The sequence below is a fragment of the uncultured Gilvimarinus sp. genome (genome assembly GCF_963975215.1).
Taxonomy (GTDB): domain Bacteria; phylum Pseudomonadota; class Gammaproteobacteria; order Pseudomonadales; family Cellvibrionaceae; genus Gilvimarinus.
Genome location: NZ_CAXBFW010000002.1, coordinates 262,702 through 288,316, shown reverse-complemented (window position 1 = coordinate 288,316; position 25,615 = coordinate 262,702). Strand labels below are relative to the sequence as shown.

Sequence of the window (25,615 nt, the reverse complement as noted above, 5' to 3'; positions counted from 1 at the left end):
AAGATGCTTCTGTCCGAGAGTGATTTGGCCAGCCGGTCTTCAGCGGACTAGTTGACTGCTGGTGAGTCTAAACGACCATTACAGGCGTTGTATCTGATGCAATCGTTTGTGCGGCCGTCAGCCGGTTCACTATAAATAATAATGATGAGCATCACTAAAAAGCCTGTAGTTAGCGATTGAGTTCCAAGAGGGGCTAGGCGGCTGGCAAAGATTTTTGTCCCAGAATCCACCCGAGAACTTGAGTTAGCAAAGGCATAGAGCAACTGACACCCGTAGCTATAGTTGGGCTGTGTTGAAAAGCCCTCAAATATTGGTTCTGCTATGGGGCGCGATCATTACGATGGCGATCTCTGTCCATGCTGTTGTTCGGAGCCATGCTTTTGCCGGTCCAGCCAAGCGCACACCCTCTGGCGGCGCTCTGGATAGGGGTCGCTCCGTCGGACTACCTCTGAGTTTGTGATGGCAGGCGTGGGGCAGCCTTGGAGCAGCGTTATAAAAAGCTAATATCACGGATACCGTTGTCAGTATCAGTTTAACGAGCTTAATGTACGCCACACGAAAAGCTCAGTTTGATGAGTATACGCTTTTATCGGGCTGTACTCTTAGCTTGTCTGATTTTTTGGGTGAGATCGATGGGGTTGTTTGCCCTACCCAGTGATGGGCTTTCGGGGCGTTTCTACGTTCGGGCGGGACCTCGAATATCATACTGTACAACGAGGCCCGCTGACAGTAACTGCGGCGTGAACGAAAATCGCTCAGCTGGATTTGTCCAGTGATGAGGCAAGCATCTGTTCTTTTTGGCTTCGCTGAAGCGCTGGGCTGTTCGGGTTTTGATCAGGTGTTGGGTGTGATAATTTTTACAGTGTAAGCGAGCGCCGGGATTTATTGCGTCATCATTTAGGTTGGCACCGCTACTTGACACAACTTGACCGTAATTGGCCCGAATTACGGCTACAATAAATAGTGTTTGAAGTATGCCTCTTGGAGGTGCCGGTCAGTCTGGCACGTTGGCCACTAAAGTGACTGACCTCCGTAGTGGATTAATTGTGTTCGCCAGCGCCGCTCGTCTAGGTAGCGCTGTAGCGCTTAAGTCTACCCGTACGATAGCGGTAAATGCTAGGAGGCTGATGCGTAGCTTAAAAAGTGGCGCATGCCACTTTGCACCTCAGCGCGAGGTGGGGCGCACTGGTATCCATTTTTGCAGTAATCTTGGCTCCTGATAACGCTATGGTGGCAAGTAGAACCCTTTTTAACGATACGACGTTGATAAACGATTTTGATAAAACTTATAAGGAGCCTATATGGCTATTAACTCCTTTCAGCGCCTGACTTTGGTTGGGGCCGTGATGGCTGCTCTGGTCGGTTGTCAAACCCAATCTGATTCATCTCAATCGAGCGCAAAAACGGCTAAAGTTGCCTGGCCTGCGATTGAGAGTGAGGTGCAGCAAGACCCCGCAATTGAGGCTCGAATCGACGAGTTGTTGTCCCAGATGACGCTTGAAGAGAAAGTGGGACAGATGATCCAGCCGGAAATCAAGCAGGTAACGCCCGACGATATTCGCGATTACCACATCGGCTCGGTTCTTAATGGTGGTGGCACCACGCCAGACAACAACAAGTACGCTAGTGTCCAGGATTGGGTTGATCTGGCGGATAGCTATTACTATGCGTCCATCGATAAAAGCAATGGCCGCACGGGTATTCCGATTATCTGGGGTACCGATGCGGTACACGGCGTCGGTAACGTCGTGGGTGCGACTTTGTTTCCGCACAACATTGCGTTGGGGGCCACCCATAACCCAGATTTGTTGGAGCAAATTGGTTGGGTAACGGGCCGCGAGCTTAAAATTACCGGTATTGACTGGAACTTCTCGCCTACCGTGGCCGTATCGCGGGACGAGCGCTGGGGCCGCGCCTATGAGGCATGGTCAGAAGATCCGGAGCTGGTTGGGCAATACGCAGGCCGCATGATCCGCGGTTTACAGGGCGAGCCTAAATCTGACGACTTTTTAAACGAAGATCACGTTATTGCCACCGCCAAGCACTTTATTGGTGATGGTGGCACCGACAAAGGTATTGACCGTGGCGATACTATCGCCACAGAAGAGCAGCTGCGCGATATTCACGGCGCAGGCTATTTCACCGCTATCGAAGCGGGTGTGCAAGTGGTTATGGCATCGTTTACCTCGTGGGAAGGTACGCGCATGCACGGCCACGAGTACCTGTTAAGCGATGTACTGAAAGGCCAAATGGGTTTTGACGGTTTTATTGTGGGTGACTGGAGCGGACATGGCTTTATTCCCGGCTGTACCGCGCTGGATTGCCCTCAGGCGGTAAATGCCGGCCTGGACATTTATATGGCGCCTGAGCCCGAGTGGAAGGAGCTGTTTGCCAGCACCGTAAAACACGCGGAGGATGGCACTATCCCGATGGCGCGCATTGATGACGCCGTACGTCGTATCCTGCGGGTTAAGTTGCGTGCCGGTTTGTTTGAGGCGGGCCCACCGTCAGAGCGTGGAATAGCTGGCCGCGACGATTTGCTAGGCGCCCCCGAGCACCGTGAAGTGGCTCGCCAGGCGGTACGCGAATCCTTGGTGCTGCTTAAAAATAACGACGGTTTGTTACCGCTTAGCCGCGATATAAACGTGCTGGTAACCGGCGATGGGGCTGACAACATCGGCAAGCAGGCCGGTGGTTGGTCGGTAACATGGCAGGGTACAGGCAATAAGAACTCGGACTTCCCCGGTGCGACTTCCATTTACGATGGTATCGCGGAGGCCGTTGAAGCTGGCGGCGGAACGGCCGAGCTGAGTGCAAATGGCAGCTTCATGGAGAAGCCAGATGTGGCCATCGTGGTATTTGGTGAAGACCCCTACGCTGAAATGCAGGGCGATTTGACCAACCTGATGTACAAAGGTGGTTCTGAGGCCGATTTAAACCTGCTTAAGTCCTTTCAGGAGCAAGGTATTCCGGTGGTTTCGCTGTTTATTACCGGTCGCCCGCTGTGGGTCAATCGCGAGCTAAACGCCTCGGATGCCTTTATGGTGATTTGGCAGCCAGGTACCGAAGGCGGTGGTGTTGCTGATGTTGTATTCCGCGACAACGATGGCTCGATCAATCATGATGCTAAAGGTCGTCTGTCGTTTAGCTGGCCCGAGCGCCCCGATCAGTACCTGTTAAACCGAGGCGATGAAGACTACAACCCTTTGTTCCCGTATGGCTTTGGTTTGAGTTATGCCGACAAAGATACCTTGGGTGATGAGCTGTCGGAAAAAGGCCTGAAAAAAGCGGCGACTCAGGATGTATTAGAGCTGTTTAATCGTCGTCCGCTCGACCCTTGGGGTATTGAGGCGGTAGGCGCCGAAAATGACCGTGCGGTGATGAACAGCAACACCCTCGAGACTTCAACCGTTCTGGTTGAGGCCGTTGACCGCAACGAGCAACAAGACGCCCGCCGTGTTGTGTTTAACGGTGAGGGGGCAGGGCATGTGGCGTTGTTTGCCGAAGACCGGCAGGACTGGAGCGAGTATGTAAAAGCAAAATCGGCCCTGTCATTTGATATCAAAGTTGACAAAGCGCCTACCGAGACGACTTATCTGCGTCTTGGCTGTGGCTCTTACTGCGCATCCGATATTGATATGACCGAGGGCATGCGTGATCATCTGGCCGGTGCTGGCTGGCAAACAGTGACTGTCGATTTAGCGTGCTTCCCTGACGCGGGTGAAAACTTTGGTTTAAATCAGCCGCAGTCTGAATATATTACTCAGGTGCTTCGCCCCTTTACTATCTACACCACGGGTGAGCTGGAGATGAGCTTTGCCAATGTGCGTTTGCTTAAAGGGCGTGCTGCGAGTGCCATGGTGAACTGCCAGTAACGGTGTATTTACCAGCCCCAAAATGCCACCTTCGGGTGGCATTTTTTTTGACTAAAAATTGGCGTTGGAAATACTTAACGCATCAAACCACGCTTTGGATAAATGCGCCGGGGCCCAGTCGGGCGTGTTGCCACCATGAAACGTTGAAAACATAATGCCCCCGATGTATCCCGCCGGTGTGTCTGTTAAGCGGTAGGTTATATCTTTGCGGTGCAGGACTTGTTTGCCATCAAACCAGACCGTTAGCTCGCCATTTTCCTGGCCTAAGTCGTTGATTTTTATTTGCTGTGCCAAACAGTGGCGTTGGCCGGGAATAAAGCGCTCGCCGAGCTCGATGTCCTGGCCCCAAGGATGACCGCCGTAACGCCCGTTGGGCGAGGGGGGCAAATAGGCGTAAATGACCGCGGCGCCATTCTCACGCCACATATAGCGCATCGTCCAGCCGTTACTGCCGTTTGGTTGATTGCCCCCTGAGCGAGACCATGAGTCTTCAGCCCCCATTAACCCGGGTAGCTTCCCTCCCAGGACAAAATCAAAACTGTTCGAGAAGGTGACGCAGTAATCAAGCCGTAGGGCGGTGTAGCTGGATTTTAAGTCGGCTAGTTTTGCAAATTCGATAGGAAATTGAACGCCGCTGTGACGTGGGCCAACGCTGCCTTGGGGGTAGTTTACCTGGAGCAACTGTTTGCTGTCGGGGGCTCTGGTAATGTCGGTGGTGTCGAGTCGATCATTCCAGCTAAGTTGCCAGCGACTGTGCCAGTGTGGCTCACTAAAAGAGAAGGTTTTTAGAGGCTCGGCAATGGCGGGCGGTGTAAGTGCGTAGAGTAAAACACAGCTGACAAGTGGGGTGGTTGTGTTCATGCGAGGCTCTCTGTTGTTAGTATTATGAGAAATGTGGGGTTGCTATCAGCGCCAGCGCTCCCAGGCGTCCATTACCTTAGCCGAGTAGCGATAACTGCCGTAGCTGCCGTTGTAGCGGGCCAGAGCTTCGGCCAACCGGCCATCGGCGATATCAATGTAGTGTTTTAAAATAATGCAGCCGTAGCGTAAGTTCGTGGCGGCATCAATGAGGTTGTCTTCGGGGCGGCCGATTTCGTTTTTCCAAAACGGCATAATTTGCATAATACCCATAGCACCCACCGGCGATATAGCAAAGCGGTCAAAGTGGCTTTCGGTTTCGATAACCGCCAGCACTAGCTCGGGTTTAACACCGGCGGCCGTTGCCTCGCGATGAATTGTGCGTAGCAGTGCCAGGCGTTCATCGGGTGATTTGACGTAGCGGGCTAACCGGCCATCCATCAGCATTAGCCAGGCTTCGGCGTCAAATCGGTCGGCAAAGCTATCGGCGTGCTCAATGTGATTTTTTAGCAGTTGGCGCAGTTCATCGTCCACCGTTGACTGCGGTATGACAGGCTGCGCTGCATTGGGTGTTACAACAACATTGCCTGCAATTTGTTCGCATCGCAGTTCGGCGGAACCTAAAAGCACACCGCAGGCAAGTGCTAACGCGCTTGCCTGCGGTACCCGCGGCCGGTGTTTAGCCGCGAGCAAGCGCATCGCTAATAAGGCTGACGATTTGATCTTGCGCAACGTCTTGCTTGTCCTGGTCGCGGCGGGCTTTGTATTCGACATTGCCGGCTTCCAGGCCGCGGTCACCAACGACGATGCGGTGCGGAATACCCATCAGGTCGGTGTTGGCCAGTAGCACGCCGAGGCGGGCTTTCTCTTCATCCATTAGCAAGACGTCGGCGCCGGCTGCCTGTAAGTCGAGGTATAGTTTTTCACAAGCCTCGCGCACCTGTTCCGATTTATGCATGTTGATCGGCACAATCGCCACCTGGAACGGGGCAATGGCCGCAGGCCAAATAATACCGTTATCATCGTAGTTTTGCTCGATGGCCGAGGCGACGACCCGGGTCACCCCAATACCATAGCAGCCCATGATCATGGTTTGCTCTTTGCCATTTTCATTGAGTACTGTGGCGCCCATGGCCTCGGAGTACTTAGTGCCCAGTTGGAAGATGTGGCCCACTTCAATGCCGCGCTTGATTTCGAGTGTACCGTTGCCGCAGGGGCTTGGGTCGCCGGCAACGATGTTGCGAATGTCGGCGGCTTCGGCGGCGGGTAGGTCGCGCTCCCAATTAACGCCAGTACTGTGGACGCCATCGCTGTTGGCGCCGCAGACAAAATCAGCCAGTGCCAGAGCGCTGTGGTCGGCAATGACACGGATGCTTAAGCCGCACGGTCCAATGGACCCTACGCTCACACCCAGCTCGGCTTTAATACGCTCTTCCGGGGCAAAGGTGAGCGGTGTGGCAATGCCGGTTAGCTTTTCAGCTTTGATGTCGTTTAGCTCGTGATCGCCCCGCAATACCAGCGCTACTAAGGGTTGCTCAGCGCCTTCTTCGGCCGCTTCTCCCAGTACAATCAGAGTTTTAACGGTGCTGCTGGCAGCGACGTTAAGAAACTCGGCCACCTCTTCAATGGAGTGTTTGTCGGGAGTCGCCACATCGGCTTTGTCGCGGCTTGGAGCCGGGCGGGGTGCAACGGGAGGCAGGGCCTCGGCCTTTTCGATGTTGGCGGCGTAATCCGAGCCGTCGCTAAACGCAATGGCGTCTTCACCGCTGTCGGCCAGCACGTGAAACTCGTGTGAAAAGGCGCCACCAATTGATCCGGTATCGGCCAATACAGGGCGGTAAGCCAGACCTATGCGGCTAAATATATTGCAGTAGGCGCTGTGCATACGCTCGTAGGTTTGCTGTAAACACTCGGCACTGGTGTGAAAAGAGTAGGCGTCTTTCATAATAAACTCGCGCGAGCGCATTACCCCAAAGCGCGGGCGGATCTCATCGCGAAACTTAGTTTGTATTTGGTAAAAGTTGGCGGGCAACTGCTTATAGCTGCTAATTTCGCCGCGTACTAAGTCGGTGATGACTTCTTCGTGGGTTGGCCCCAGGCAAAAGGCGCGATCGTGGCGGTCGTTAATCCGCAGTAGCTCCGGGCCGTACTGCTCCCAGCGGCCGGACTCTTGCCACAGCTCGGCCGGTTGCACCACGGGCATCATGACCTCTTGTGCGCCGGCGTTGTTCATCTCTTCGCGCACGATGTTTTCAACCTTGCGCAGTACCCGAAGCCCCAGCGGGAGCCAGGTGTAAAGGCCGGAGGCGAGTTTACGGATCATGCCGGCGCGCAGCATTAGCTGGTGGCTGATAACCTCAGCGTCGGCGGGAGTTTCTTTTAGCGTGGCGATTAAAAAACGGCTGGAGCGCATAGTGTCAGATCTTATTTCAGGGCCAAAGTTTATTGCTGCGTAAATGACTGCGTGTGTGCAGTATTAGTCGCTATAATCAGATTATACGGCCGTACCGGTTGGGCGCGGCTTGGTTAGCGTATTCTACGCAGCTTAAGCCTCGGGGTACAGATATCGAGGTGTAATTTGACCAGCTTGGGCGGTGTAAGAGCATCGGGCGGGGATACTCATTGGAGGGTTACTATGTTTGCACTGGATCAACGGTTAGCCGACGATACGTTTATTGTGGGCCGGTTCGAGCTTTCGTTAGTGTTGCTGGCAAAGGATGCGAACTATCCTTGGTGCATTTTGGTGCCCGAGCGAGAGGATGTGATAGAGCTGTACCATTTAAGTGACGCCGATCAGCAGCAGCTAACCCGTGAGTCTTGTCGTTTGGCCGAGGTGATGAACAGTTTGTTTGACGCCGATAAGATCAATATCGCCGCGCTGGGCAATATCGTGCCCCAATTGCATCTGCATCATGTGGCACGTTTCGCCACTGACCCGGCATGGCCTGCACCTATATGGGGGGCTCAGCCCTCTAAGCCCTACGAGCCCGAGCTACTGCAAAAACGCCTGGTTAAGCTCAGTGATGCTCTTGCCGGTGAAGGTTTTACTCCGCTGCCAGCGACCGAGCCGTATCAGCCACGACAGACTAATATCCCTAAAATTAATTGTTAACCGTAAGCATTAGACCCAAAAAAGCCCGCATCTGCGGGCTTTTTTGGGTAATGGCGAGCGGTTTTACAGGGCCATTTCTTTCAGTTTTTTCAGCGGGCGCACTTTAACAGTTGTGGTGGCCGGCTTGGCTTTAAACATAGTCTCTTCGCCGGTGAAAGGGTTAATACCTTTGCGGGCTTTAGTGGCTGGTTTTTTAACCGTTTGAACTTTTAGCAGGCCGGGCAGAACAAACTCGCCACAGGCGCGTTTTTTGATGTGTCCTTCGATGACGGCAGACAGTTCGTCGAGTACTGACTGAACCTGTTTTTTACTCAGCTCAGTGTTCTCGGCAATTTGCGTCACAATTTGGGTTTTGTTGTAGCGTTCGCGCACGGCGGTGATTTTACGCTCGGGGGCTGCTTTAACGGGAGCTTTTTTAGCGACGGCTTTTTTGGCTGGAGCCTTTTTGGCGGGGGCTTTCTTTGCAGGAGCTTTTCTAGCGGCCATGGTGTAATCCTTGTGTTAACAGTGAGTAAAATGTCAGCGTCGAGCATTGCTATCGATAGCGTATCGTGGCGCTCGGCAACGCAATTGAGTCTATATATAAAGGATAAAAAAGCGATCAGCAAGAAAAAAGTCACTTTAACCGGGGAAAATCCGCAATATTTACACTGCCAGACACATAAAGCCTATATTTAATGGTTTATCGCTTCTTATCCAGCCGGTCGATCTTTAAGAACAACCTTTTGCCATTGTCGGGTAGCTGGTAGTGCTTGCCGGTTACGGGGCGTGTTTCTTGCGTGTCTGGGTTGATGCTTAACCATTGGCCCAGCGGGCCCGATACGCGGGTTTGCAGATCGTAAGTGTCTTGCTCAATGTTGTCGCTGTTAACATAATGCGACGCTAGCCTGATTGTCGCGATGTCTTCGTCAAGCGTAACGGTAGCGTAAAGGCTATACCCGTTGAGAGATTGTTGTTGCGTCTCAAAGCCTCCCCAGCCAATCGGTATGAGCTCGTTGCGCTTGTGCGATCGCGCGATGTGGGTTGGTCGCCCGGTTTGCGTGCGCACTTGTGGGGCGTTCTCTGGTGATTGCGGCGTTTGGTAATGGTGCTTAGTTTTGTTGGCGTCTTTTGTGCTCGGTATGCGTGAGCTATAGCGCACGCTGACGACGATTTCCTCTGGTGGCGTATCAAGCTCGGCTAGCAGCGCTTCTATGGCGGCGATATTGTGCGCTGTGCTGTAAACAATAAGGTGCTGATTAAGGAAGGTTATGTGACCGGGTGATGGGACTAGTGGGGCCAGTTGCCTGGCCGTTTTTGCGATATCCAGGTGCTTAACCGATAAAGACTTTGTTGTAAGGGTTGGCCCGGTCACAGCTTTGTTGTTCGCTGCACCACTGTTTGGCACAGAAGCGCTGGACGCGTGTGCGCTGAATAGCCATAAGCTGGCGAGTAATATCAAGCTCAGTGTTTGTCGCAGACGTTTACAGTGGGGCATAGTGATACCTGGGTCGCTATGAGCTAAAGGTTAGCGTTTATAAATGTAAGATGCGTAATCCCGGCTCGGTTATGGCGTGCTGCCAAATGCGTTGATGTTCATCCACGAGGGTTTTCACCTCTTGAGCGGCCTTGAAGTTGGCAAATCCGGCGGCCTGAGTGTCGTCGTTTTTGTAGATTAATAGCTCGCGGTCGGCGGCCATAAACCCCATTTTCTGGTTGTTGGGTTCGATTGTCAGTTTGCGCAATTGTACTTTACTGGGCAGTCGTTGGTGCAGTCGTGCCAGCTGGTGGCCGCGCTCTAACAGGTCGGCGGTATCGCGTACCAAAATATGAACCTGGCAGTCTCGGGCGCGCCGCGCAAACCGCGAAATCGCCGCAACCACGTCATCCCTATTGTAAACCAGCGCCTCTAGCTGATGGCTAAGAATATACAGTGTGCGGCGAGCGCGGGATATAAGCGCAAGGGTGTGGTGAATGTTGTCTTCCAGCGAATCGAACAGAGTTGGGTGGTTGCTCGTGTCTGATGATTGCTGCACCTTGGCACCTCTGGGTTTATTTTGCAGGGCTGTTGTGATCGGGTAGGCTTTTTGCGGTTGTAGCAACCCGGTTAATAGGTGTCGGGTCGCGCCAAATCATCGCGCGGTGTTCAATGCCTGCATCCAAAAAAATATCGCCCACGGCGCTAAAGCCTAGCGTTGCGTAAAACGGTATCACGTCGCACTGAGCGTGTAAAAATACTTGCTCACAGTGAGTGTAGTCGGTTTGGCTTTGGCACCAGTGAAGCAGCTCACACATTAACCCGGTACCTGTGCCGTTACCTCGCCACTCGAGTAATACCGCCACCCGACCAATGTGAAAACGTATTTCATCCCCGTGGGTTTCTCTGAGTATGCGAGCGCAACCGATGGCTTGATCGTGGGTGTATTGCGTGCCCGGCTTGGCGCAGAGTAGAAAGTGCGTTGCCGTTTGGTCGGCCGGCTCCCACTCAAGCTCGGGCGGTACCTTTTGCTCCTCAATGAACACGCGTCGGCGAATATTACGCAGCGCGGTGGCGGCCTCGCCCCAAGTAACGGTGTAGCACTGAAGTTGGGTTGTCGGTTTCATACAAGTGCTCAGCTTTGATCGCGCCGCCCTAAGACTCGTCGATGTTTTCTGGGGTCGGCTCAATCACTATTTTGTTGTCTGCTGCCAGTTGCTGTAGTAAAGCCTGGTCGGCTGTAGTAGGGCACAGTGATGCAAGCTCTGTCAGGGGCCAGTGGCACCGGTTGCACAGGGCCTCGGCCAGGGCAGAGTGACACGGGTATGCATGCCCGTCGACAAACAAGGTTGTGCCTGACTCATCGGTAAAATAGCAAAAGCGAGCTGCTGGTTCGCGTTCGGCTGGTAGCTCTTGTGTCAACCAGGCCTGCCAGGTTGCTTCATCTACTGTAAAGGGTGATTGCTCTAGCGGGTACTTGGCTTCGGTCATGTAGCGGCCAAACCACTGGGCGACATTCTGCTGCGTCAGGTGCTTACTTAATGAGCCAATAATTTGTTGGATCACCTCGACGTCGATTGCTCCGGGTGTTTCCGTGGCGCTTATTTGTCTGTCTCTATAGCGCTCGTCATTGCTTAGCGATGTGCCGATGTGTTGCGCGAACTCACCGATAATGTCGGCCTCTGAAGGCGCACGAAAGCCGATTGAGAAGGTCATGCAGTCGTCGTCCAGTGCCGTACCCCAGTGGGCGGTGCCGGGTGGGATGTAAAGGATGTCGCCCGGTTTGGCAGTGTAAGTGGCGCAGGGGTTAAATTCGCTTAAAATATTTAGCTCGGTACCCGCGAGTCGCTCGCTGTGGCTGTCGCAGTGCTGGCCAATCTGCCACTCACGGCAGCCGGCGCCCTGAACTAAAAATACATCGTAATAGTCGAAGTGGGGGCCGACGCTCCCGCCGGTGGGGGCATAGCTCACCATAACGTCATCGAGTCGCCAATTGGGAATAAAACGAAACCGCTCGAGTAGCTCAGCCACCTCGGGTACCCAGTGGTCTACCGCTTGTACCAGTAAGCTCCAGCGTTCGGCAGGTAGCTTGGCAAAGTCCTGTTCGGTAAACGGCCCGTGTTTTAACTGCCATGGGGCGGCTTCAGAGTGAAGTACTAAGCGCGACTCGATCTCTTCCTCAAGGGCTAATCCTGCCAGCTCATCAGGGCTGAGAGGCGAGCGAAAGCCCGGCAGAGCTTGAGGCAGAAAGACTGCTTCGCGCTGCCAGAAGCGCTTAAGAAATTCATTAATAGAAAGCTCGCCCAGTTGGGCAAGAGCCGGTGTGGCTAAAGACATGCGGACACCTTAACGCAAAACCGGCCCAAAGGGCCGGCTGACAGGGTTAAATTGCTTTGGCTTGCGCGGTGGCGTTGCCGATGTAGTTGGCTGGGGTCAGCTCACGTATGGTTTGTTTGGCGTGTTCCGGAATATCCAGCGTTTCGACAAACTCGGCCAGCACGTCGCGGGTAATGGTTTGGCCGCGGGTAAGCGCTTTGAGCTTCTCGTAAGGTTCGGCAACCTCGTAACGGCGCATGATGGTTTGAATCGGTTCGGCCAGCACTTCCCAGCTATTGTCCAGATCCTCTGCCAGGCGTGCGCGGTTAATTTCGAGTTTACCGACACCCTTTAAGGTGGAGGCGTAGGCGATCAGACTGTAGCCAAAGCCAACCCCCATATTGCGCAATACGGTAGAGTCGGTTAAATCGCGCTGCCAACGTGAAATAGGGAGCTTTTGCGCCAGATGGCTGAAAATGGCATTGGCGATGCCTAAGTTACCTTCGGAGTTTTCAAAGTCGATGGGGTTAACTTTGTGCGGCATGGTGGACGAGCCCACTTCGCCGGCAATGGTTTTTTGCTTAAAGTAACCCAGCGAGATATAGCCCCACACATCGCGGTCAAAATCGATCAGGATGGTGTTAAAGCGCGCGATGGCGTCAAACAGCTCAGCGATGTAATCGTGCGGTTCGATTTGCGTGGTATAGGGGTTCCAGCTCAAGCCGAGCGAGGTGACAAAGGTTTCGGCATTGGCTTGCCAGTCGACGTCGGGGTAGGCCGAAAGGTGCGCGTTATAGTTGCCCACGGCACCGTTAATTTTGCCCAGTAGCTCAACTTGCTCGATTTGTATCAGTTGTCGGCGCAGGCGCGCTACGACATTGGCCATCTCTTTGCCTACGGTTGTAGGCGAGGCCGTTTGCCCGTGGGTGCGTGACAGCATTGGGTCAGCGGCGTAATCGTGCGCCAATTTGGCAATGTTGTCGCTAATAGCGTTGGCGTCGCTCAGCAGTACGTCGCGACCGCGGCTGAGCATTAATGCGTGTGACAGGTTGTTAATGTCTTCACTGGTGCAGGCAAAGTGAACAAACTCTAGTACGGCTTCAAGCTCGGCATTGCCGGCAAATTTCTTTTTGAGGAAGTATTCAACGGCTTTTACATCGTGGTTAGTGGTTGCCTCGATGTCTTTAACCGCCTGGGCATCGGCTTCGCTGAACTGGGTAACGATGGCGTCTAACTGCGCGTGAGTGGCTTCGCTAAAGGCGGGCACTTCGGTAACGCCGTCGAGCTCGCTCAAGCGCTGCAGCCAGCGTACTTCCACCTCTACACGGCAATGAATCAGACCAAATTCACTAAAAACGGGGCGCAGGGCGTTGGTTTTACTGCCATAACGGCCATCGACGGGTGACACAGCACTCAGCGGGGAAAGTTCCATGGATGATCTCACAGGTTAGTCAGATTGAGTTAATGGGCTAGGGGCCGACATAGTTGCCAGCCTTTACTAGCCGTTTACAAACATCGGCTAGCACTCCGGTAAAATAGGGGCGCTATGATACCGGAAAAGCGGTGTTTTTTCAGTCAGTTTATACGCGCAGGTTACGCAGTAGTGTCTCGGTTTCGGCCAGTATACGTTTGCGCTGTAATACCAAGTGTAAGCGCGTGCCCCCCAGCTGCCGCCAGAGTGTGGCCGAGCGGATCGCGGCGAGCAGCAGTGCCCGTATCTGATTGGCAACGCGCTGTTGCTGCAAATACCCCGGGTCACCCGAGACCTGAATTCGAAAACGAAACTTGCTGAGAGTATCGCTGTAAATATCGGCCAGATTGGCGATGACGTTTTCGTGGGTGGGGCCAAAGTGCAGCGCCTGTTGTGAGGCTTGTTTAAGTCGGCTTGAGAGCACGCCCAGCATATCGCGGCGCTTGCGTAAACGTCCCTGCAAATGCAGGATGCCGGCGCTATAGCGCACGGTATTGTTTTGCAGTTGCCGGCTAGACAGCAGTAAGTCGCGCAGAGTTTCCAGCCCCAGGCGTAGATTCTCGGGCCGGCCGCCGTACACGCTTAGGGTATCTGGCGGGTTTAAGTCGAGCAAGCTGTTGATGCTGCACTCGTAGGCGTCACTGGGTACAAACCCTGTGCGCGCGAGCTGATCCACCAGAGCAGATGCCTGCAAAATACCGGCGGCAGCCAATGTTACGTCTTGCCAGTTTTGTACCTTAGCCAATGGGATGTGCCTTAGATTAATGTTGCAAAGGGGCGGAGTTGATCAGCGGTTCTCACTGTACTCGATGACCGCACCGCCAAGACAAATATCACCTTGATAGAAGACGACGGATTGCCCGGGGGTGACGGCGCGTTGTGGTTCGTCAAAGATTACCGCTAGCCGGTTGTTTGGCAGCAGCGTTACCTCACAGGCTTGATCAGCCTGTCGGTAACGGGTTTTTGCTGTTACGCGGAGTGTATCAGTTGTTGGGTTGCCATTGATCCAATGCGCCTGGCCGGCACCTAAAAAATTTGTGTACAGCAATGGGTGGTCGGTGCCCTGTGCCACTAACAGCTGGTTGTGTTCGAGGTTTTTGGCGATCACAAACCAGGGCTCGTCGGGCGCGCCCTTAACGCCGCCAATTCCCAGCCCTTGGCGCTGACCAATGGTGTGATACATAAGCCCTGCGTGTTGGCCGATCACGGAGCCATCGGCCGTGACAATATCCCCCGGCTGGGCCGGCAGGTATTGCTGCAAAAAGTCTTTAAAGCGCCGCTCACCGATAAAACAAATACCGGTGCTGTCTTTTTTACTGTGGGTAATCAGGTTGTGCTGCTCGGCGATGCGGCGCACCTCTGGTTTTTCCAGTTCGCCTACCGGAAACAGTGTGCGGGCAAACTCAGCTTCGCCTACGGCGTGCAAAAAGTAGCTTTGGTCTTTATTGTTATCGAGCCCGCGTAATAAATAGGTGTGGCCATCGCGCTCGGCGCGCCGTACATAGTGGCCAGTGGCAATCAGCTCACCGCCGAGCATCTCGGCGTACTCGATAAAGACTTTGAATTTGATCTCGCGGTTACACAGAATGTCGGGGTTGGGTGTGCGTCCGGCCTTGTATTCGGCTAAAAAATGCTCAAACACATTGTCCCAGTACTCGGCGGCAAAGTTGGCGGTGTGCAGTTTAATGCCCAGTGTGTCGCACACTTTTTGCGCGTCGGCTAAATCTTCTTTGGCGGTGCAGTACTCGGTGCCGTCGTCCTCCTCCCAGTTTTTCATAAACAGCCCCTCAACCCGATACCCCTGTTGTTGTAACAACAGAGCTGATACGGATGAGTCCACGCCGCCGGACATGCCGACGATCACTAAAGGGGCGTTTTTACTGTCGCTAGAGGTTGTCATGTAAAGACCAGGCGCTTGGGTGGGCGGTAGTTCCGAAGGCGGGCATTTTACCTGTCTACGGCCACAACCTCCAGCCCAAATCGGCGCCCGGTGAGGTAATCATCGATAACGCTCAATACCATGGGGCTGCGCAGTTTGTCGCGAGCCTCGGCAATCTGTTCGCGGGTAAGCCAGATCGGGCCGATAATACCCTCATCCAGTACTAGCTCTGGGTGGTGTTGTACCGGGCTGCCGATAAATGTGGTGCGCACATAGGTTTCGCCGTTGCCCGGGGCTTTATACAAATCAACGCCAACCACGCCGGTAAGGGTTATGCCCCAGCCGGTCTCCTCCAGTGTTTCGCGGATGGCTGCCTGGGGCAGGGTTTCGTCAGGCTCCAGGTGGCCGGCGGGCTGGTTGAGTTTCTCCTCGCCATCGATAAGCTCGCGTACCAGTAAGAATTGGTCATCGCGGGGGATAACGCAGGCGACGGTAACGTGGGGTAAGAATCGTGTCATGTACGGGGGCGCTTACTGTTGGGGCGGTTTTGTTTGTTGGCTGTTGAGCTGGGGCGGCCAAGATTTGCCCTGTCAGGGCGGCGGTTTTGCTTAGGTTTGGTTTTTGCGCCGCCTGTATTGGCTTTAGTCGGGGTGGGCATGTGTACAATTAGCGAGCGAGAGTCGCCAGGCTGCAGCTCGCCCAGCTGCCAGTCGCCAATACTGGCCCTGACGAGTCTCAGGGTCGGATGGCCTACTGCCGCCGTCATACGCCTAACCTGTCGGTTTCGCCCTTCAGTGATGGTGATGGCCAGCCATTGCGTAGGAATGTTTTTGCGCTCTCGCACCGGGGTAGAGCGCGGCCATAGCGCGGGCGGGGTAATCTTTTTAACCGTTGCCGGGCGGGTTGGGCCATCGTTTAGTAACACGCCCTGACGCAGAGCGCTAAGAGCTTCGCTGTCAGGCGCGCCTTCAACTTGAACCCAGTAAGTTTTGGCGAGCTTGTGTCGCGGATGAGTAATTTGATGCTGGAGGGCGCCATCATCGGTCAGTAACAGCAGGCCCTCTGAGTCCAGGTCCAGCCGTCCAGCCGGGTATACGTTTTTGTCTTGAATGTACTTTGCCAGGGTTTCGCGGCCACTATCGTCCCGAAACTGACATAAAACGTCATAGGGTTTATTGAAAAGTACCAATTTGGCCATATAGTTAGGGTACGCCCGGCTGAGTTTCGAGGGGCAGTGTACCGCAGCGTAAGCCGCGGCGCGAGAGACCTGACTGAGAAGCCCGGAGTGTGGCCGTGTCAGCCGGTGTGGGTGCCCGACTGCGGTAAATTGATGTCTATCGCGTGTAAGCCCTTGTCGCCTTTAGAGATGTTGAACGAGACGATTTGACCGGCTTTGAGGGTTTTGTAGCCCTCCATTTCGATGGCTGAATAGTGGGCAAAAAGGTCTTCGGAGCCTTCATCAGGGAGGATAAATCCGTAGCCTTTGGCGTTGTTAAACCATTTGACTGTGCCTGTGGGCATATTGTTATTCCTTATTTATCTAACGAGTGTTCGGCTCGAGTAGCCCTCACTCCATTATTATATTGAGGTCAGTGCAACGATCACTGGCAAAGCAAGCCCGGTTTTAGGTATTTGGCTAAGGTATGCATCTAAAACGGGTTGTCGCGCCGTACTTTAGCTAACCAGGTATTTATTGTCGTCGGTTAGCCTCTGGTACAGGTGCTGCCAAAGGTCATTTGCCCTGAAGTTGCGATCCTGCTGTTATTGTGTAGTTTGCTTAAACGCTGCCGGCGCTACTTAACTCTCGCAAGATTACTTAAGTTATATAGGTTTTCATTGTTGTGGCGAAGTGTTGTGGCGAAATTTTGAGCAGCAACTAGCTTTTTAGCCGACCGCTTAGGCCTTGTCAAGCGTATCGCGTGGCAAAATATGGCCGCTTTGTTGCCGGTGGGGTTTTAGGCTGTGTTTGGGTCGATGGGGTACAATGAGGTTTTGGCGCTTGCGCGCTGTAAAATGTGCACTGACAAAGTCAATATTTACGGTCAAAACCATCTATGACTATGGGAAAGTTTGAAAACATTCGTCTAACATTAAATCAATGGCGCGGTCAGAGCTCTGACGACGATTACGGCGGCGATTACGATGAAGATGTGGCGGTGCAAGACGCACCGCCAGAGCTAAAAAGGCCTTCACGTTATAAGGTTATTATGCTCAATGACGACTATACGCCAATGGAGTTTGTGGTTGAGACGCTTGAAGTGTTTTTTGGCATGAATCGTGAAAAAGCAACACAGATAATGCTAACGGTTCACACAGAAGGTCGGGCGACCTGCGGGGTATATACCCGCGATATTGCCGAGACCAAGGCTGCTCAGGTGAATCAATTCGCCAAAGATAACGAGCATCCACTGGTATGCGAGATAGAGGCGACTGAAGGAGACGATGAATAATCGCGGTGGCTAGCTAGAGGCAGTAAGTAACATCAGGCAGGTGCGTTTTGTGCCGCCTGAGAGTTTGGTGCTTGGAGCGCGGCGTTAATGACGCCGCGCCCTGATTGTAAGCTCCTGATTGAGAGGTACTATTGATGCTGAGTAAAGATCTTGAAGTCACCCTGAACATGGCGTTTAAAGGTGCCCGTAGCAAGCGTCATGAATTTATGACGGTGGAGCATTTATTGCTGGCGCTCATCGATAATGAGTCGGCGGCGATGGTGTTGCGTGCCTGTGGCGCTGACTTGGTAGCGCTGCGCCGCGAGTTGATCGAGTTTGTTGATTCAACCACGCCATTGTTACCGGAAAATGAAGAAGACCGCGAGACTCAGCCAACTTTGGGGTTTCAGCGTGTTTTGCAGCGTGCGGTTTTCCATGTGCAGTCTTCGGGCAAGCAAGAGGTAACCGGTGCGAATGTGCTGGTGGCCATTTTTAGCGAGCAAGAGAGCCAGGCTGTTTATTATCTCAAGCAGCAGAGCATCGCCCGTATTGACGTCGTTAACTACATCACTCACGGCATCCAAAAAGTGGCGGGGCACGAGCACGGCAGTGAGGAGCCCTCACACGACAGTGTCGATGAAGATTCGCTAGGGGTAGAGCAGCCCTCGCAAAGCCCGCTTGAAAACTACGCCACAAACTTAAATGAGCAGGCTCTGAGCGGTCGCATCGATCCGTTAATTGGCCGTGCCTTAGAGTTGGAGCGTGTAGCGCAAATTCTGTCGCGCCGGCGTAAAAACAATCCGCTATTGGTGGGTGAGTCCGGCGTGGGTAAAACCGCTATTGCCGAAGGTTTAGCGCGGCGTATTGTCGATGGTGAGGTGCCCGATGCGCTGGCCGAGAGTGTTGTCTATTCGCTCGATATGGGCGCGCTTTTGGCCGGCACTAAGTATCGCGGCGACTTTGAAAAACGCTTTAAAGGCTTGCTGAGCGAGCTTAAAAAGCAAGAGCACTCCATTTTGTTTATCGATGAAATCCACACCATTATCGGCGCGGGTGCGGTGTCGGGTGGTGTGATGGACGCCTCTAACCTGCTCAAGCCGCTACTTAGTTCAGGGCAGCTGCGCTGCATGGGCTCCACCACCTATCAAGAGTATCGCGGTATTTTTGAAAAAGATCGCGCGTTGTCGCGCCGGTTTCAAAAGGTCGATGTCAACGAGCCAAGTGTTGATGAGACGTATCAAATTCTGAGAGGACTCAAGAAAAACTTTGAGGAGCATCACGGCCTGCGCTACACCGACCCGGCATTACGTGCAGCGGCCGAGTTGGCCGAGCGCTATATTAACGATCGTTTCTTGCCCGATAAGGCCATTGATGTGATCGATGAAGCCGGTGCTTATCAGCAGTTGCAGCCCCCGAGTAAGCGCAAGAAAACCGTGGGGGTGGGCGATGTTGAGGCCGTGGTCGCGAAAATTGCCCGCATTCCTCCCAAGAGTGTCTCTTCGTCTGATCTTGAGCAGCTGCGCAAGTTGGATGACAACCTGAAAATGACCGTTTTTGGCCAGGATGAGGCCATTGATACCTTGTCGACCGCGATCAAACTGGCGCGTGCCGGCTTGCGCTCGGGAGACAAGCCGATAGGGTCATTCTTGTTTGCCGGGCCCACCGGGGTGGGTAAAACCGAGGTGAGTCGCCAGTTGGCCACCTGTCTTGGCGTCGAGCTGATTCGTTTTGATATGTCTGAGTACATGGAGCGGCACACAGTATCGCGTTTGATTGGTGCCCCTCCGGGTTACGTGGGCTTCGATCAGGGCGGCTTGTTAACCGATGCGGTGACTAAAGCTCCTCACAGTGTGGTGCTGCTGGATGAAATCGAAAAAGCGCACCCGGATGTGTTTAACCTGTTGTTGCAGGTTATGGATCACGGCACGCTCACGGATAACAATGGCCGCAAGGCGGATTTTCGTAACGTTATCTTGATTATGACCACCAATGCTGGTGCGGAAGACGTAAGTCGCACCTCCATTGGCTTTACCAAGCAGGATCATTCCAGCGACGGTAAAGAGGCGATTAAAAAGATGTTTACGCCGGAGTTTAGAAACCGCCTGGATGCCACCGTACAATTTGGCGCGCTGCCGCTAAATGTGGTTGAGACAGTGGTCGATAAGTTCTTAACGGAGCTGCAATCACAGCTTGATGATAAGAAGGTTACCCTGGAGGTATCGCCTGCGGCGCGTAAATGGCTGGCCGAAAACGGCTACGATGAAAAAATGGGTGCGCGCCCCATGGCTCGCTTAATTCAGGAGAAGCTCAAAAAGCCTCTTGCCGAAGCGGTGCTGTTTGGTGAGTTGGCCGGTGGCGGAACCGTCTCTGTGTCGGTAACGGACGATGGCAAAGCTCTGGAGATTGACTATCAAGTAAGCCCCTAGGCTGCCTTTTACGGCAGGCGTCATGTTTGAGCAAAATCCCGGCGCTTGCCGGGATTTTGCTATTGGGCACCGTCGCGCGGAGCCGCCAGCGACTGCATGTTACCCGTGGTGTTGACAGGCCCTGGCGAATGGCCAGATACGACAAAGCCCCGCATCGGCGAGGCTTTGTCTGTGCCGGTTGATGTACCGGCGGGCGCTGCTAACTTAGCGCGCGCGGTAGGTGATGCGACCCTTGGTCAAGTCGTAAGGGGTCATCTCTACTTTGACTTTATCGCCGGTCAAAATACGGATGTAGTTTTTACGCATTTTTCCAGAGATATGCGCGGTTACCACATGGCCGTTTTCCAGCTTTACCCGAAAGGTGGTGTTCGGCAGGGTATCGATCACTTCGCCTTCAAATTCAATGTTGTCTTCTTTTGCCATTCGGCAGATTCCTCAATTTGGTCTCAAACACGTATCAGTCTTAAACACGCGGCTACGGGCACGAGATATTGTCACGGCCACGAAAAGCCGGCAATTGTGCCTGAAATAGACGCGTTAGCCAAGGGCGGGGGCGATATTTTAGCCAAACTGGAGGGAGATAGAGCGATTTAAGAGGGTATAACGCTTATTTGATCTGAACCCAGCGCTTGTTGACCAGCATTTGCAGGGGCCGGTATTGGGTTTTGTAGGCCATTTTACGGCACTCGCGAATCCAGTAGCCGAGATACACGTAGGATAACCCCATACGCTTAGCCTGCTCGATTTGTACGAGTATGGCGAATACGCCCAGGCTGCGGGGCGCCAGGTCACCGGCGAAAAACGTATAGACCGCTGATAAGCCATCGATGAGCTCGTCACACACAGCGACACCCACCAGCTTTTCGCCGCTGCGATATTCGATATAGCGCGTGACACCCCACTCGCGGCTTAAGAAGGTTTCGTATTGTTCTCGCGTAGGCGGGTACATGTCGCCGTCGCGATGACGGGTATTAATATAGTGCTCGTAAAGGGCGTAGTGCTCATCGGTATTGATGTTGTCGATAACGGTGACAGTGAGGTCTTGATTGCGCTTGGCGCAGCGCTTTTGGCTGCGACTGGGGCGAAATTGATTCACCGGTATACGGCACGAAATACACGCCTGACAATTAACGCAGTGCGGGCGGTAAAGGTGGCCGCCACTGCGGCGAAAGCCTAACTCTGACAGCTCGCTGTAGAGCTCCGCGTCGACGTCAGCTTGGGGGTCGATAAAAACTGTGGTCGCCTCCTCGCCCTCTAAATAGCTGCAGGGGTGGGGGGCGGTGGCAAACAACTTTAAGCTTGATAAATCACTCATGCGGTACCCACTTTAATCCGTCGGTGTCCCGTGTGTGGTGGTCTTATTTACTGTAGAGGAAATGTCGTGCTTTGTCTGCCCCTGAGCTATAACAAGTTCGCCAATTTTATCTGGCCAGCAGGAGGCATCACCGTGCCCGATAAACTGGCGCAGTTGTTCGGCGAACTCGGCGCGGGGCATCTCATAGGCGCCCAGACTGTTTAAATGGTCGCTGCTGACCTGACAGTCGATCAGGGTAAACCCCCACGAGGCTAAATGTTGCGCCAGCGTAATAAAGCCAATTTTTGAGGCGTTACTTTGTTTGGCAAACATAGACTCGCCAAAAAATACCCGTCCTAGCGCTAAACCGTACAGGCCGCCGATTAGACGTTCTTGATCCCAGACTTCGACCGAGTGGGCAATGCCGCGTTCGTGTAATTGGCGGTAGGCGTCAAGCATATCCCCGGTAATCCAGGTTGCATCGGTTTTTGCCCGCGGTGCCGCGCACTGGCTTACCACCTGAGTAAACGCCGTATCGCAGGTGACACGATAGGTTGTTTTGCGCAGCGCTTTAGCCATGGATTTAGAGATGTGTACGTACTCGGGGCGAATTACAGAGCGCGGGTTAGGGCTCCACCAGAGAATCGGTTGATCGTCGTCAAACCAGGGAAAAATGCCCCGGCGGTAGGCGCGTACTAAACGCTCCGGGCGCAAGTCGCCGCCGCCGGCTAGTAAACCGTCGGGGTTGGTGAGTGCCATCTCTAAAGGCGGAAACTCAAGAGATTCTGGGTCTAGCCAAGGTAGTTGTATCACGCGGGTATTTAATCATAAAAGCGCTGTGCGGTGGCAGGCCGGTGTGCGTTTTACCTGGCAATGTACGGCAAAAACCCACCGTTAGGACCAAAAAAAACGGCGGAAAATTCCGCCGTTTTTGTAGCTCGTTGCTAAGGGCTAGTCATCCAAAAACTTCTCAGCATCCAGGGCGGCCATACAGCCGAAACCTGCGGAGGTAATTGCCTGCCGGTAGACGTGGTCAGAGACATCGCCCGCGGCAAATACACCCGGTACGCTGGTGGCCGTCGCATTGCCTTCCAGGCCGCTGTTGATTTTGATGTAACCGTCTTTCATGTCGAGTTGGCCGTCAAAAATCCCGGTATTTGGTTTGTGGCCAATGGCGATAAACACGCCGGCGACATCAAGGTGTTTAGCTTCTTCGCCTGTGGTGCTGTTAAGCTTTAAGCCGGTTACGCCCGAGCCGTCACCCAGCACTTCGTCCAAAGTGTGGTTCCACAAAATTTTAACGTTGTCTTTGGCAAACAGTTTATCTTGCAGAATTTTCTCCGAGCGCAGCTTATCGCGACGGTGTACCAGAGTAACTTCGCTACAAATGTTGGACAGGTACAGCGCCTCTTCAACGGCTGTGTTGCCGCCGCCGATTACGGCTACTTTTTGATCGCGATAGAAAAAGCCGTCACAAGTTGCACAAGCGCTTACACCCTTGCCCATAAATGCCTGCTCAGAAGGTAAGCCGAGGTACTGTGCAGAGGCGCCAGTGGCGATAATTAACGCGTCACAGGTGTAAGTTTCGGTGCCTTTGAGGGTAAAGGGGCGCTTGCTCAGGTCGGTTTCATCAATGTGGTCAAAGATGATCTCGGTGTCAAAACGCTCGGCGTGTTGCTGCATTTGCACCATTAGATCCGGGCCTTGCAGGTCGGCCACACCACCTGGCCAGTTTTCTACGTCGGTGGTGGTAGTCAGCTGACCGCCTTGTTGCATGCCGGTGATAATCACAGGCTTGAGGTTGGCACGGGCCGCGTAAATGGCAGCAGTGTAACCGGCGGGGCCGGAGCCGAGGATGATTAAGCGGTGATGCTTGGGTTGGCTCATGTGCAGAAGTCCTTGTTAAAAAATTCAGGCGACAATAATAAGTCAATGTATGAATGTGGGCAAAATTGTACTCTTCAATACCTTAGATTGGTAAAATTAATCAGCTTAATGGATGATATAGCCGATATTTGCGGGCTGTATCGCCCAGTAGTCAGCTCGTATGCTGTTGGTATGAGGCTGCCATGCATTACAATACCGGCCTACCGTGACGGCGGTGAGACGTTTTTATAACAGTAAGCAGGTACACGTTTGAGTAAAAAAAATACCAGTAAAGCGTCAGTCGCTCGGCCAGAAGCGTCTACCTTAATTTTACGCGTTGTGCGCGAAGGCGCACTGATCGGCTTAGTGGCCATTTGTGCCTTCGTGTTGCTCACATTGTTGACCTACGATGTCGGCGATCCCGGCTGGTCGCGCACTGGCGATAACGCCCGGGTGAGTAACGCCGGAGGCCCGGCCGGCGCCTGGCTGGCCGATGTGTTCTTTTCACTGTTTGGGTATCTGGCGTTTTTGTTCCCCTTAATGCTGGGCTATCGCGCCTGGTTGGTGTTCCGTGACAGGGCGCACCCCGCGGCGTTTGATCCGGTACTGTTGGGGCTGAGAACCATCGGTTTGGTGCTGGTCATGGTCGCTGGCACGGGGCTGGCGGTATTGCATATTGGCGGTAAGGAAAGCGCACTGCCTTTTTCCGATGGCGGTATTCTCGGGGTGTCGGTGGCCGACTCGGTGGCTGGGGCCTTTAGTCACACCGGCGGAACCCTCCTGTTGTTTGCCGTGTTCTTTTTTGGATTGACGATTTTTACCGATCTGTCCTGGCTCGGTTTGATGGACGATATCGGGCGCTGGACGTTGGAGTTTATCGGTAAAATCCGCCAGTGGTGGGCTCGTTGGCGTGCAAAGCGTGCAGAACACCAAGAGGTAAAAGCACAACAGCAGCAACAACAGCGCCGGACGGTTATTGAAACGCGCAATAAAGAAGAATCTAAACGTGTTGCGCCCACCATTACGGAGCCGGTGAAGAAAAAGCCGGTCGAGAGCGCACGGGTACAAAAAGAGCGCCAGGCCTCGCTGTTTGATAAAGACACGCCGGTGGTGGGGGAGTTGCCGCCCATTAGCCTGCTAGACCCAGCAGATGCGCGCAGCGACAAGGGCTACTCGAAAGAGTCACTCGAAGCCATGTCTAAGCTGTTGGAGCTTAAGCTTAAGGATTTTGGCATCACCATTGAGGTGGTCTCTGTGCAGCCGGGCCCGGTGGTGACCCGATTTGAAATTCAGCCAGCCCCAGGGGTAAAAGCCAGCCGTATTACTAATCTGGCCAAAGATTTGGCCCGCTCATTGGCGGTTATCAGCGTGCGGGTGGTCGAGGTGATTCCGGGCCGCTCGGTGATGGGGATCGAGATCCCCAACGAACACCGCGAGATTGTGCGTCTGAGTGAGGTGATTGCCTCTGAGCTGTACGATAAATCCCGCTCGCGCCTGACCATGGCGCTGGGGCACGATATTGCCGGCGAGCCGGTAATTGCCGATTTGGCCAAGATGCCTCACTTATTGGTGGCCGGTACCACGGGCTCGGGTAAATCGGTGGGGGTTAACGTAATGCTGTTATCCCTGCTGTATAAATCCTCTCCCAAAGACGTCCGTTTGATTTTGGTGGACCCGAAAATGCTGGAGCTTTCGGTATACGAAGGGATTCCGCACCTGCTGACGCCGGTGATCACCGATATGAACGACGCTTCAAATGGCTTGCGCTGGTGCGTGGGTGAGATGGAGCGTCGCTATAAATTGATGGCGGCCATGGGCGTACGTAACCTGGCCGGTTTTAACCGCAAAATTGAAGACGCCCAAAAAGCCGGTACGCCGATTCTCGATCCATTGTTTGTCGCCGATGAACACTTTGAGGCGGGCAGCGCCGAGGCCACCGCGCCGGAGCTCGAAACTCTGCCCGCCATTGTGGTGGTGATCGACGAATTTGCCGATATGATGATGATTGTCGGTAAAAAAGTGGAACAATTGATCGCCCGTATTGCTCAAAAGGCCAGGGCGGCGGGTATTCATTTAATTCTGGCCACCCAGCGGCCATCGGTAGATGTGATTACCGGCTTGATTAAAGCCAACGTGCCGACCCGTATGGCGTTTCAGGTGTCCTCTAAAATTGACTCGCGCACCATTCTTGATCAGGGCGGCGCCGAGCAGTTGTTGGGGCACGGCGACATGCTTTACCTGCCCCCTGGCACCAGTGTGCCGGTGCGGGTGCACGGCGCGTTTGTCGACGATCACGAGGTGCATAAAGTCGTGGCCGACTGGAAGCGCCGCGGTGAGCCGGATTATTTGGAGGAGATTGTCGATGACAGTGCCAACAATATTCCCGTGCCGGGCTTGTCCGGTGGCGATGAGGGCGGCAGTGACGAGGGTGATGCCCTGTACGATGAGGCCGTTGCTTTTGTACTGGACTCTCGCAAAGCGTCTATTTCATCGGTTCAGCGCAAGTTGCGTATTGGCTATAACCGCGCTGCGCGTTTAATTGAAACCATGGAGGCCGCCGGCGTTGTGTCGGGCCCGGGCCACAATGGTAATCGCGAAGTATTAGCGCCCAAATCTTAAGTGTTAATGGAGAA

The 25,615-nt window shown here is 53.8% G+C and carries 23 protein-coding genes; 5 read left to right on the top strand and 18 right to left on the bottom strand.

What is annotated here, in order from left to right; all coding sequences use genetic code 11:
• Nucleotides 1–1,301 precede the first annotated feature (1,301 nt).
• Nucleotides 1,302–3,875 (top strand): glycoside hydrolase family 3 N-terminal domain-containing protein, encoded by a 2,574-nt coding sequence (locus AAC019_RS03140; RefSeq protein WP_339897101.1) that lies wholly within the window; start codon nt 1,302–1,304, stop codon nt 3,873–3,875.
• Nucleotides 3,876–3,926: 51 nt separating this feature from the next.
• Here the strand turns inward: AAC019_RS03140 and AAC019_RS03135 are convergent, their stop codons facing one another.
• The 3 genes from AAC019_RS03135 to AAC019_RS03125 all read right to left on the bottom strand — a co-directional run bounded on the left by AAC019_RS03135 (nt 3,927) and on the right by AAC019_RS03125 (nt 7,146).
• Entirely contained in the window at nt 3,927–4,736 is an 810-nt protein-coding gene (locus AAC019_RS03135) for a polysaccharide lyase (RefSeq protein ID WP_339897100.1), read from the bottom strand.
• Nucleotides 4,737–4,781: 45 nt separating this feature from the next.
• Nucleotides 4,782–5,267, bottom strand: a complete 486-nt coding sequence (locus AAC019_RS03130) for a transglycosylase SLT domain-containing protein (RefSeq protein WP_339897099.1) — start codon at nt 5,265–5,267, stop codon at nt 4,782–4,784.
• A gap of 145 nt (nt 5,268–5,412) precedes the next feature.
• Complete coding sequence (locus tag AAC019_RS03125) at nt 5,413–7,146, bottom strand: proline--tRNA ligase (RefSeq protein ID WP_339897098.1); 1,734 nt, start codon at nt 7,144–7,146, stop codon at nt 5,413–5,415.
• A gap of 222 nt (nt 7,147–7,368) precedes the next feature.
• Here AAC019_RS03125 and AAC019_RS03120 point away from each other — a divergent pair, with 222 nt between their 5' ends.
• A complete protein-coding gene (locus AAC019_RS03120; protein ID WP_339897097.1) occupies nt 7,369–7,845 on the top strand; it encodes an HIT domain-containing protein in 477 nt (158 codons plus the stop codon).
• A 63-nt stretch (nt 7,846–7,908) separates the two neighbouring features.
• Here AAC019_RS03120 and AAC019_RS03115 read toward each other — a convergent pair whose 3' ends face one another.
• The 11 genes from AAC019_RS03115 to cspD all read right to left on the bottom strand — a co-directional run bounded on the left by AAC019_RS03115 (nt 7,909) and on the right by cspD (nt 16,488).
• Nucleotides 7,909–8,331: an HU family DNA-binding protein gene (locus AAC019_RS03115; protein WP_339897095.1), complete on the bottom strand. Its 423-nt coding sequence runs from the start codon at nt 8,329–8,331 to the stop codon at nt 7,909–7,911.
• A 196-nt stretch (nt 8,332–8,527) separates the two neighbouring features.
• On the bottom strand, nt 8,528–9,322 hold the full coding sequence (locus tag AAC019_RS03110; RefSeq protein WP_339897094.1) for a hypothetical protein: 795 nt from the start codon (nt 9,320–9,322) through the stop codon (nt 8,528–8,530).
• Between the two features lie 37 nt (nt 9,323–9,359).
• On the bottom strand, nt 9,360–9,860 hold the full coding sequence (locus tag AAC019_RS03105) for a hypothetical protein (protein WP_339897093.1): 501 nt from the start codon (nt 9,858–9,860) through the stop codon (nt 9,360–9,362).
• Nucleotides 9,861–9,876: 16 nt separating this feature from the next.
• Nucleotides 9,877–10,428 carry a GNAT family N-acetyltransferase gene (locus AAC019_RS03100; protein ID WP_339897092.1) on the bottom strand — a complete coding sequence of 184 codons (552 nt, stop codon included), beginning with the start codon at nt 10,426–10,428 and terminating at the stop codon, nt 9,877–9,879.
• A gap of 28 nt (nt 10,429–10,456) precedes the next feature.
• Nucleotides 10,457–11,638, bottom strand: a complete 1,182-nt coding sequence (locus AAC019_RS03095; RefSeq protein ID WP_339897091.1) for a cupin domain-containing protein — start codon at nt 11,636–11,638, stop codon at nt 10,457–10,459.
• A gap of 46 nt (nt 11,639–11,684) precedes the next feature.
• Nucleotides 11,685–13,049: an adenylosuccinate lyase gene (gene purB, locus AAC019_RS03090; RefSeq protein WP_339897090.1), complete on the bottom strand. Its 1,365-nt coding sequence runs from the start codon at nt 13,047–13,049 to the stop codon at nt 11,685–11,687.
• 148 nt (nt 13,050–13,197) lie between these two features.
• Nucleotides 13,198–13,833, bottom strand: coding sequence for a high frequency lysogenization protein HflD (gene hflD, locus AAC019_RS03085; RefSeq protein WP_339897088.1), 636 nt, complete (start codon nt 13,831–13,833; stop codon nt 13,198–13,200).
• A gap of 42 nt (nt 13,834–13,875) precedes the next feature.
• Entirely contained in the window at nt 13,876–14,988 is a 1,113-nt protein-coding gene (gene mnmA / locus AAC019_RS03080) for a tRNA 2-thiouridine(34) synthase MnmA (RefSeq protein WP_339897087.1), read from the bottom strand.
• A 47-nt stretch (nt 14,989–15,035) separates the two neighbouring features.
• On the bottom strand, nt 15,036–15,485 hold the full coding sequence (locus AAC019_RS03075) for an NUDIX hydrolase (protein ID WP_339897086.1): 450 nt from the start codon (nt 15,483–15,485) through the stop codon (nt 15,036–15,038).
• Entirely contained in the window at nt 15,482–16,165 is a 684-nt protein-coding gene (locus tag AAC019_RS03070) for a pseudouridine synthase (RefSeq protein WP_339897084.1), read from the bottom strand. Before AAC019_RS03070 ends, AAC019_RS03075 begins: the two co-directional genes overlap by 4 nt.
• Before the next feature lie 98 nt (nt 16,166–16,263).
• Nucleotides 16,264–16,488, bottom strand: a complete 225-nt coding sequence (cspD, locus tag AAC019_RS03065) for a cold shock domain-containing protein CspD (protein WP_339897083.1) — start codon at nt 16,486–16,488, stop codon at nt 16,264–16,266.
• A 539-nt stretch (nt 16,489–17,027) separates the two neighbouring features.
• Here cspD and clpS point away from each other — a divergent pair.
• Complete coding sequence (clpS, locus tag AAC019_RS03060; protein WP_339897114.1) at nt 17,028–17,417, top strand: ATP-dependent Clp protease adapter ClpS; 390 nt, start codon at nt 17,028–17,030, stop codon at nt 17,415–17,417.
• A gap of 134 nt (nt 17,418–17,551) precedes the next feature.
• A complete protein-coding gene (clpA, locus tag AAC019_RS03055; protein ID WP_339897082.1) occupies nt 17,552–19,822 on the top strand; it encodes an ATP-dependent Clp protease ATP-binding subunit ClpA in 2,271 nt (756 codons plus the stop codon).
• A 204-nt stretch (nt 19,823–20,026) separates the two neighbouring features.
• Here the strand turns inward: clpA and infA are convergent, their stop codons facing one another.
• From infA to trxB, 4 genes are all read right to left on the bottom strand, one after another.
• A complete protein-coding gene (gene infA, locus AAC019_RS03050) occupies nt 20,027–20,245 on the bottom strand; it encodes a translation initiation factor IF-1 (RefSeq protein WP_041523034.1) in 219 nt (72 codons plus the stop codon).
• Nucleotides 20,246–20,429: 184 nt separating this feature from the next.
• Entirely contained in the window at nt 20,430–21,137 is a 708-nt protein-coding gene (locus AAC019_RS03045) for an arginyltransferase (RefSeq protein WP_339897081.1), read from the bottom strand.
• 12 nt (nt 21,138–21,149) lie between these two features.
• Nucleotides 21,150–21,929, bottom strand: a complete 780-nt coding sequence (gene aat / locus AAC019_RS03040; RefSeq protein ID WP_339897080.1) for a leucyl/phenylalanyl-tRNA--protein transferase — start codon at nt 21,927–21,929, stop codon at nt 21,150–21,152.
• Between the two features lie 138 nt (nt 21,930–22,067).
• Nucleotides 22,068–23,003 carry a thioredoxin-disulfide reductase gene (gene trxB / locus AAC019_RS03035; protein ID WP_339897078.1) on the bottom strand — a complete coding sequence of 312 codons (936 nt, stop codon included), beginning with the start codon at nt 23,001–23,003 and terminating at the stop codon, nt 22,068–22,070.
• 249 nt (nt 23,004–23,252) lie between these two features.
• Between trxB and AAC019_RS03030 the strand changes: the two genes are divergently transcribed.
• Complete coding sequence (locus tag AAC019_RS03030; protein WP_339897077.1) at nt 23,253–25,601, top strand: DNA translocase FtsK 4TM domain-containing protein; 2,349 nt, start codon at nt 23,253–23,255, stop codon at nt 25,599–25,601.
• Nucleotides 25,602–25,615 lie beyond the last annotated feature (14 nt).

Excerpts from the sequence above, each read along its gene's own strand:
- AAC019_RS03140 (WP_339897101.1), top strand. The coding sequence starts at position 1,302 with ATGGCTATTAACTCCTTTCAGCGCCTGACTTTGGTTGGGGCCGTGATG.
- AAC019_RS03135 (WP_339897100.1), bottom strand. The coding sequence starts at position 4,736 with ATGAACACAACCACCCCACTTGTCAGCTGTGTTTTACTCTACGCACTT.
- AAC019_RS03125 (WP_339897098.1), bottom strand. The coding sequence starts at position 7,146 with ATGCGCTCCAGCCGTTTTTTAATCGCCACGCTAAAAGAAACTCCCGCC.
- AAC019_RS03120 (WP_339897097.1), top strand. The coding sequence starts at position 7,369 with ATGTTTGCACTGGATCAACGGTTAGCCGACGATACGTTTATTGTGGGC.
- AAC019_RS03115 (WP_339897095.1), bottom strand. The coding sequence starts at position 8,331 with ATGGCCGCTAGAAAAGCTCCTGCAAAGAAAGCCCCCGCCAAAAAGGCT.
- AAC019_RS03110 (WP_339897094.1), bottom strand. The coding sequence starts at position 9,322 with ATGCCCCACTGTAAACGTCTGCGACAAACACTGAGCTTGATATTACTC.
- AAC019_RS03100 (WP_339897092.1), bottom strand. The coding sequence starts at position 10,428 with ATGAAACCGACAACCCAACTTCAGTGCTACACCGTTACTTGGGGCGAG.
- AAC019_RS03095 (WP_339897091.1), bottom strand. The coding sequence starts at position 11,638 with ATGTCTTTAGCCACACCGGCTCTTGCCCAACTGGGCGAGCTTTCTATT.
- purB (WP_339897090.1), bottom strand. The coding sequence starts at position 13,049 with ATGGAACTTTCCCCGCTGAGTGCTGTGTCACCCGTCGATGGCCGTTAT.
- mnmA (WP_339897087.1), bottom strand. The coding sequence starts at position 14,988 with ATGACAACCTCTAGCGACAGTAAAAACGCCCCTTTAGTGATCGTCGGC.
- AAC019_RS03075 (WP_339897086.1), bottom strand. The coding sequence starts at position 15,485 with ATGACACGATTCTTACCCCACGTTACCGTCGCCTGCGTTATCCCCCGC.
- AAC019_RS03070 (WP_339897084.1), bottom strand. The coding sequence starts at position 16,165 with ATGGCCAAATTGGTACTTTTCAATAAACCCTATGACGTTTTATGTCAG.
- cspD (WP_339897083.1), bottom strand. The coding sequence starts at position 16,488 with ATGCCCACAGGCACAGTCAAATGGTTTAACAACGCCAAAGGCTACGGA.
- clpS (WP_339897114.1), top strand. The coding sequence starts at position 17,028 with ATGGGAAAGTTTGAAAACATTCGTCTAACATTAAATCAATGGCGCGGT.
- clpA (WP_339897082.1), top strand. The coding sequence starts at position 17,552 with ATGCTGAGTAAAGATCTTGAAGTCACCCTGAACATGGCGTTTAAAGGT.
- infA (WP_041523034.1), bottom strand. The coding sequence starts at position 20,245 with ATGGCAAAAGAAGACAACATTGAATTTGAAGGCGAAGTGATCGATACC.
- AAC019_RS03045 (WP_339897081.1), bottom strand. The coding sequence starts at position 21,137 with ATGAGTGATTTATCAAGCTTAAAGTTGTTTGCCACCGCCCCCCACCCC.
- trxB (WP_339897078.1), bottom strand. The coding sequence starts at position 23,003 with ATGAGCCAACCCAAGCATCACCGCTTAATCATCCTCGGCTCCGGCCCC.